We start from the raw sequence: 1,241 nt of genomic DNA, 5'->3' as shown, positions 1-1,241 counted from the left end.
GCGGTCAGCTCTCCAAGGCTGGAGAGCTCCGCGTTGCGGTTGTCCAGCGTCGCGGCACTCAGCTCGACACCGGTGGCAGAAATCAGGCCGCGCAGGTTGGTCAGCAACTGGGCGACACGCACGATCAAGGCTTTGTCGCTGATCACCGAACCTTCGGTGTTATCCAGCGTGGTAGCGGCCAGCGTGAAACCATTGGTACTGGAGATTTCACCGCTCTGGTTGTTGACCGCCGTGAGGTTTTTCAGCAGCAACCGCCCCGGCGCGTTGATCAGGCCGCCTTGGTTGGTCAGGACGCCGTTGCTCAGGTCGAGGCTGACATCACCGTTGCCGTACAACCGGCCATCGTTGGTCTGGTCCAGACCTGTTACTACGGCGGTCAGCGCCATGGCACTGGCGATACGACCCGCGTCACTGTTGTTGACCAGCCCGGCGTTGAGCTCAAGCGTCCCGGTACTGGTCAGGCGGCCGTCCTGATGGTTGTCGAAAGCGCCAGTGGTAAGCACCACCCCATTACCGGCAATGCGACCACTCTGGCTGTTATCAAGGCTGCCGCTGGAAAGCGTCAGACCCGCATCGCTGATGATCTGCCCGCCTTGGTTGACGACCGCTGCATCAACTTTCAGCGTGGCAGCACCGGCGCTGGTGATCCGACCGCCGGTGTTGGCCAGAGAAGCTGCTTTCAGGTCCAGCGTGCCGTCACTGCGCAGTACGCCCTGATCGTTATTCAATGCACCGGTCAGCGTCAGACCCAGTGTGTTTTTCGCATAAACACTGCCAGCGCCGGAGTTGTTCAGCTGTCCCAGATTTAGCTGAACGCCCTGCTGTCCGGAAACCACGCCGTTCTGGTTATTCAGGTTATCGGCTGTCAGCAGCATTGTGCCGTTGGCCAGCAGACGCCCTTTCGCGCTGTTGTCGAACTGGCCGATGTCGGCAGTCAGGGTGCTCAGACTAGAAATTTCCGCGGTGCGGTTGTCCAGCGTTGCAGCACTCAGATTGAGGCCATTGGCGGAAATCTTGCCGCGCAGGTTGGTCAGCAACTGATTGATGCGCACAACGAGCGCTTTATCGCTGAGCAGCGAACCCTCGGTGTTGTCCAGCGAAGTGGCCGCCAGCGTGAAACCGTTGGCACTGGAGATTTCACCGCCTTGGTTGTTCACGACGCTCAGGTTTTTCAGCAGCAACTGACCCGGCGCATTGATCAGGCCGCCCTGGTTAGTCAACAGGCCGTTGCTCAGGTCGAG

The 1,241-nt window shown here is 59.9% G+C and carries 1 pseudogene; it reads right to left on the bottom strand.

Annotated features, from left to right (window positions below):
* Positions 1-1,241: pseudogene (locus RYB09_RS27065) on the bottom strand (adhesin); the annotation flags it as partial.

The organism is Pseudomonas syringae group sp. J254-4, assembly GCF_032586855.1.
Classification (GTDB): domain Bacteria; phylum Pseudomonadota; class Gammaproteobacteria; order Pseudomonadales; family Pseudomonadaceae; genus Aquipseudomonas; species Aquipseudomonas amygdali.
This window is presented reverse-complemented; position numbering and strand designations above follow the sequence as displayed.